5 protein-coding genes, 1 rRNA gene and 1 pseudogene are annotated in these 5,950 nt (G+C 58.8%); 5 read left to right on the forward strand and 2 right to left on the reverse strand.

Going from position 1 to position 5,950, the window contains the following annotated elements; translation table 11 throughout:
• Nucleotides 1–117: 117 nt before the first annotated feature.
• The 5 genes from rrf to BN1120_RS14840 all read left to right on the forward strand — a co-directional run bounded on the left by rrf (nucleotide 118) and on the right by BN1120_RS14840 (nucleotide 5,616).
• Nucleotides 118–232, forward strand: a 5S ribosomal RNA gene (rrf, locus tag BN1120_RS14820).
• A 309-nt stretch (nucleotides 233–541) separates the two neighbouring features.
• Complete coding sequence (locus BN1120_RS14825) at nucleotides 542–994, forward strand: early set domain-containing protein (protein WP_029313820.1); 453 nt, start codon at nucleotides 542–544, stop codon at nucleotides 992–994.
• A gap of 204 nt (nucleotides 995–1,198) precedes the next feature.
• Nucleotides 1,199–3,346 carry an adenosylcobalamin-dependent ribonucleoside-diphosphate reductase gene (locus BN1120_RS14830; protein WP_042016833.1) on the forward strand — a complete coding sequence of 716 codons (2,148 nt, stop codon included), beginning with the start codon at nucleotides 1,199–1,201 and terminating at the stop codon, nucleotides 3,344–3,346.
• Between the two features lie 9 nt (nucleotides 3,347–3,355).
• Complete coding sequence (locus BN1120_RS14835) at nucleotides 3,356–4,039, forward strand: TSCPD domain-containing protein (RefSeq protein WP_010673144.1); 684 nt, start codon at nucleotides 3,356–3,358, stop codon at nucleotides 4,037–4,039.
• 206 nt (nucleotides 4,040–4,245) lie between these two features.
• A complete protein-coding gene (locus BN1120_RS14840) occupies nucleotides 4,246–5,616 on the forward strand; it encodes a PhoH family protein (protein ID WP_041214576.1) in 1,371 nt (456 codons plus the stop codon).
• A gap of 66 nt (nucleotides 5,617–5,682) precedes the next feature.
• Here BN1120_RS14840 and BN1120_RS21615 read toward each other — a convergent pair whose 3' ends face one another.
• Nucleotides 5,683–5,844 (reverse strand): hypothetical protein, encoded by a 162-nt coding sequence (locus tag BN1120_RS21615; RefSeq protein WP_167418737.1) that lies wholly within the window; start codon nucleotides 5,842–5,844, stop codon nucleotides 5,683–5,685.
• A gap of 15 nt (nucleotides 5,845–5,859) precedes the next feature.
• Nucleotides 5,860–5,950, reverse strand: a pseudogene (locus BN1120_RS21375) (thiamine ABC transporter ATP-binding protein); the annotation flags it as partial.

Here is a 5,950-nt window from a genome sequence, read left to right on the forward strand (position 1 = left end):
CACCCAAGAAGTGTTTCTGGCCTTGTAGCGAATGAGCGAACTACTAACTAATTCAGTGATAATGACAAGCAACTAGCGAAGTCGTTATTCACGTCAGCTTTCTGGATTAAGATTTTGCCTGGCGGCAATAGCGCAGTGGAACCACCTGACCCCATGCCGAACTCAGAAGTGAAACGCTGTAGCGCCGATGGTAGTGTGGCATTCGCCATGCGAGAGTAGGACACTGCCAGGCACCCAATACAAGAAACCCCGCTCAATCGAGCGGGGTTTTTTATTGCCTGAAATTCAGCCCTCACTGGAGGGCAAACGGGCACTATGGTGCTGTTTCCCGCCGTGTTTTCTGATACTCGCATTCATCATCCCAGCCAATATCGACTTGTTTGCGGCCTGTATCTGTTCAATATCTATTCGAAAGCCTGCATTCTGGATATAAAAAGCACAGAATGTGATGCTTCTACCTTTCTTGTCATGCCTGCTCTGGTTTAATTCCCGGGTCCACATCGATGGACCAAGGAATCACAATAATTTGAGGAATGGACACATGTTCAAAAGAACAGTAACGATGATGCTGGCGGCGGGAACCCTGGTATTAGGCGGTTGCGCATCCAATGGTGGTGCAGAGCAGGCAGCGGCGGACAACAGCGACTTCGGCGGCAAGTCCATCTACCTGCGTGGTGAGATGAACGACTGGATGGCCACCGACGAAAGCAAGGTCGTCAAGGTTGCCGACAAGCTCTACATGGCCAAGGGGACGCTCAAGAAAGAGTGGGCTCCTTACAAGTTCAAGTTTGCCGACTCCGGCTGGAGTTGTGGCACCAACTTCGGTTACAAGAGCCCGAGCGATGGCGTTGCCGTACTCGGCGGGGAACCTGTACCGGTCAACCCGTGCTCCAAGTATGAGGACATGAAGTTCTCGCCCGAGGCGGATGGCGTCTATGAGTTCTATCTGAATATGGCGGGTGAGACACCGAGCGTATACGTCAAGAAACCCTGAGATAGTCTCTCGCTTTAAATCTCTCGGAAATTGAACCGGTTAAATGCCCTGGCCCAGAAATCTGCTGGCCGGGGCATTTTTTTAGGATAGAATCGGCGCCCTTTTGACGGATAAATCACAATATATTGTGTTTTAAATTCTTAAACTTACTACTGGTAGTATTCTTGTCACGATATTGCCCCATTCACAGGAGGTTGATTGACCATGGCTAAATCCATTCCGGTACTGGAGGGCGTCACCGCCAGCCGCCAGATCCCTCTGCAGGAAACGTCTCTCGAGATCTGGGACAGCAAGTATCGTCTCAAGAGCAAGGATGGCGCCCCCATCGACGGCTCCATCGACGAGACCTACCAGCGTGTCGCTCGCGCGCTGGCTGCGCAGGAGCGCGAACCCGACACCTGGTATGGATCTTTCCTGTGGGCCCTGCGCAATGGTGCCATTCCGGCGGGCCGTATCACCTCCAACGCCGGGGCGTTTGAGCACAAGCCGGCGACCTCCACCATCAACTGCACCGTCTCCGGCACCATCGAGGATTCGATGGACGATATCCTCGGCAAGGTGCACGAGGCGGGGTTGACCCTGAAGGCGGGCTGCGGCATCGGTTACGACTTCTCGACCCTGCGACCGCGCGGAGCTTTCGTTTCGGGAGCGGGAGCCTATACCTCCGGGCCGCTCTCCTTCATGGATATCTACGACAAGATGTGCTTTACCGTCTCCTCTGCCGGTGGCCGTCGTGGCGCCCAGATGGGCACCATGGATATCCGTCACCCCGATGTCGTCGAGTTCATCCAGGCCAAGCGGGAGGATGGTCGCCTGCGTCAATTCAACCTCTCCCTGCTCATCACCGAAGAGTTCGTCAGTGCGGTGAAGGAGGATGCCCCCTGGCAACTGATCTTCCCCTACACCGCCAAGGAGGTGGAGCAGGATGGCATCGCGCTGGATGACCCTGCGAGGGTGGTCTGGGCGGACTGGCCCAATAAGGAGGGTGTGGTGATCAACGAGCTGGGTCAGGTGGCCTGCAAGGTCTACAAGACCCTGCCCGCGCGCAAGCTGTGGAACGTCATCATGACCTCTACCTACGACTATGCGGAGCCCGGTTTCATCCTGATCGACAAGGTGAACCAGATGAACAACAACTGGTTCTGCGAAGAGATCCGTGCCACCAACCCCTGCGGTGAACAGCCTCTGCCGCCCTATGGGGCCTGCCTGCTGGGCTCGGTCAACCTGACCACCTTCGTGCGCGATCCCTTCACCGAGCAGGCCGCCTTCGACTGGCCCGCGTTTCGCAAGGTGGTGGCCATCTTCACCCGCATGCTCGACAACGTGGTGGAGATAAACCAGCTGCCGCTGGCCAAGCAGCGCGAGGAGATCACCGCCAAGCGTCGCCACGGCATGGGCTTCCTGGGGCTGGGCTCGACCCTCACCATGCTGCGCATCAAGTACGGCTCTGCGGCCTCCGTCGCCTTCACCGAACAGGTCTCCCAGGAGCTGGCGATGACCGGCTGGCAGGAGTCTCTGCGTCTGGCGAAGGAGAAGGGGCCCGCCCCCATCATGGAGCAGGAGTTCGAAGTCACCGGCAAGATGCTGCGTCTGCGCCCCGAAATGGCGGCAGATGGCATCAAGCTCGGCGACAAGGTGAAGGGCAAGGTGTTGCATGCCCGCTACAGCCGCTATATGCAGCAGGTGGCCGAGGTGGATCCCGCTCTGGTAGCCGAGCTGGCCGAGGTGGGCGGACGCTTCACCCATCACAGCAGCATAGCGCCGACCGGTACCATCTCCCTGTCGCTCGCCAACAACGCCAGCAACGGCATCGAGCCGAGCTTTGCCCACCACTACAGCCGCAATGTCATCAAACCGGGCAAGAAGAGCAAGGAGAGCGTGGATGTCTACTCCTTCGAGCTGCTGGCCTATCGCGAGCTGGTGAACCCGGCCGCCATGCCCTATGCCGAGGAGGAAGGTAGCCGCCTGCCGGATTACTTCATCACCGCGGACGACATCACGCCGACCGGGCATGTGGATATCCAGGCGGCGGCCCAGCGCTGGATCGACTCCTCCATCTCCAAGACCGCCAACGTGCCGACCGATTTTCCGTTCGAGCAGTTCAAGGATATCTACCTCTATGCCTCGGACTCCGGCCTCAAGGGCTGTACCACCTTCCGCTTCAACCCGGCCGCCTTCCAGGGCGTGCTGGTGAAGGAGAAGGATCTGGAGAACACCAGTTACGAGTTTACCCTGGAAGATGGCACCGTCATCACGGCGAAGGGGAACGAGGAGATCGAATACGATGGCGAGCTGCACACCGCCGCCAACCTCTATGACGCCTTGAAAGAAGGCTATTACGGCAAGTTCTGAGGACGAGACATGGTCAAGAAGATCGACAGAAAAATCGTCGCCTACAAGGTAAAAACCCGGGATGAGCCGCAAGATGCGCCGACGCCCCAGGATGACGTGGTGCACATGCATGAAACCGTGCTGCGCCCGGAACGGTTGATGGGCACCACCTACAAGCTGAAGACGCCGGAGCACGTCTCCGAGCACTCGCTGTTCATCACCATCAACGACATCATTCTCAACGAGGGCACGGTGCACGAGACCCGGCGCCCGTTCGAGATTTTCATCAACTCCAAGAGCCTGGAGCACTATCAGTGGATAGTGGCGCTGACCCGCATCATCTCGGCGGTGTTTCGCAAGGGAGGGGACGTCACCTTTCTGGTGGAGGAGTTGCGCTCCGTGTTCGATCCCAAGGGGGGCTACTGGAACAAGGGCAAGTACGTGCCTTCGCTCATCGCCGAAATTGGCAACGTGATCGAAACCCATCTCACCGAGATCGGCATGCTCAAGGTGCCCGGGCTGGACGAGCACCAGCAGGCGTTCCTGGCCGAGAAGCAGGCGCAATTGCAGGCACAGCAACAGGCAGAAGAGCAGCCGGCGGGCAGCGGTTTCCCACCCAGTGCCGCGCTCTGCTACAAGTGCCACACCAAGGCGCTGGTGCAAAAGGATGGCTGCATGACCTGTCTCAACTGCGGGGATTCCAAGTGCGGTTGAGGGGCTGATTGCCACCAAAGGCCGGCGACATGCCGGCCTTTTCGTTGCTGATTTTATGTTCGAACGACGCCCATGATGGCAGCGATTTGTTGCGCACCGGTAAATTCGGGCGTAGCGTTGGGGGTAATAAAACTGTCACGGCCGTGTGGTTTCAATGACATCTGAGATTCACACACGTGGCACCTTCAGTGCCAAGGAGGATGCTTATGGACAACACGGACCGAAAGCTGTTTATCCTGGATACCAACGTTCTGCTTCACGAACCCCTCGCCATCTACTCCTTCAAAGAGCACGACGTGCTCATCCCCATGACGGTGCTCGAAGAGCTCGACAACATCAAGGATCGCCAGAAGGACGTCAGCCGTGATGCCCGCATCGCCATCCGTGCCCTGGAAGATGTGTTCCGCGATGCGACTCCGGAGCAGATAGTGCAAGGAGTGGCGCTGGCCGGCGAGGCGAGCGGCCATATCTCCATCTTCAGCGACCACCATCTGCCCCAGGATGCCGAGGTGTTCACCGACAAGGAGGCGGACAACCGCATCATCAACGCCGCCCTCTACCTGCAAAAGCACGAGATGAAGCGTCAGGTGGTGCTGGTCACCAAAGACATCAACATGCGCCTCAAGGCCAAGGGAGCAGGTCTTGCCCATGTGGAGGATTACCGCAGCGACCAGCTCATCGACGACATCCGCCTGCTCGCCAAGGGCTTCCAGGTGGTGCCCGGCAGCTTCTGGGAGCGGGTCGGTGAGTGCGACAGCGAAACCCATGGCCGCGATACGGTCCACGTCATCGATGCCAACCTGCTGGAGGGAGTCCACGTCAACCAGTACCTGCTGGACGAGGAGAACTTCTTTGCCGCGCGGGTGCTGAGCCACGACGGCAACAAGATCCGCCTGAAAGATCTCGGCCGCGAGCGGCTGATGTCCCGCAAGGCCTGGGGGGTGCATCCCAAGAACGTCTATCAGGGCATGGCGCTGGATGCCCTGCTGGATCCGCACATCGACCTGGTGATCCTGACCGGCCCGGCGGGCTGCGGCAAGACCCTGCTCGCCATGGCGGCGGCGCTGGAGCTGGTGATCGAGAAGGGGATCTACGAGAAGGTGATCGTCACTCGAAATACCCCGGAAATCGCCGAGAGCATCGGCTTCCTGCCCGGCACCGAAGAAGAGAAGATGATGCCCTGGCTGGCGGCGGTCACCGACACTCTGGAGGTGCTGCACAAGCAGGACGAGAACATGAGCGGGTCCCTCAGCTACATCATGGAGAAGGCCAACATCCAGTTCAAATCGGTCAACTTCATGCGCGGGCGCAGCATCCAGAACACCTTCGTGCTGCTGGACGAGTGCCAGAACCTGACCGCGTCCCAGATCAAGACCATCATCACCCGCTGCGGTGAGGGGACCAAGATCGTCTGCTCCGGCAACCTGGCTCAAATAGACTCCAACTACCTGAGCCCGGTGACCTCGGGTCTGACTTACATCGTCGAGCGGTTCAAGGACTTCGACGGCAGTGCCAACATCTTCCTGAACGGGGTGGTGCGCAGCCGGCTGGCTTCGTTCGCCGAGGAAAATCTCTGATTTGACGGGATCTCTGCATGAGAAAGGGGAAGCCGGACGGCTTCCCCTTTTTTGATCCCGCCTATCTCATGCCTCTCTCGGTCGGCCCAGGTAGCGCAGCAACCCGGGGTGATCGCTGCTGTGCAGGATATCCGGCTTGCCCTGCAAGGCGATGGGTCCCGCGTCGATGAAGAGCACCTGATCGGCGATGAGCTGGGCATCGTCCTGGGAACGACAGGGAGAGACCATCAGCTTGTCAGCCCTTCACTGTGGCGCCAGAGCGCGGCCCAGGTAGCGCAGCAGCCCGGGGTGATCGCTGCTGTGCAGAATATCCGGCTTGCCCTGCAAGGCGATG

It is taken from the genome of Aeromonas caviae, assembly GCF_000819785.1.
Taxonomy (GTDB): domain Bacteria; phylum Pseudomonadota; class Gammaproteobacteria; order Enterobacterales; family Aeromonadaceae; genus Aeromonas; species Aeromonas caviae.

What these genes read in the sequence shown, in the direction of transcription:
- BN1120_RS14825 (WP_029313820.1), top strand. Translation starts at nt 542, where the DNA reads ATGTTCAAAAGAACAGTAACGATGATGCTGGCGGCGGGAACCCTGGTA.
- BN1120_RS14830 (WP_042016833.1), top strand. Translation starts at nt 1,199, where the DNA reads ATGGCTAAATCCATTCCGGTACTGGAGGGCGTCACCGCCAGCCGCCAG.
- BN1120_RS14835 (WP_010673144.1), top strand. Translation starts at nt 3,356, where the DNA reads ATGGTCAAGAAGATCGACAGAAAAATCGTCGCCTACAAGGTAAAAACC.
- BN1120_RS14840 (WP_041214576.1), top strand. Translation starts at nt 4,246, where the DNA reads ATGGACAACACGGACCGAAAGCTGTTTATCCTGGATACCAACGTTCTG.
- BN1120_RS21615 (WP_167418737.1), bottom strand. Translation starts at nt 5,844, where the DNA reads ATGGTCTCTCCCTGTCGTTCCCAGGACGATGCCCAGCTCATCGCCGAT.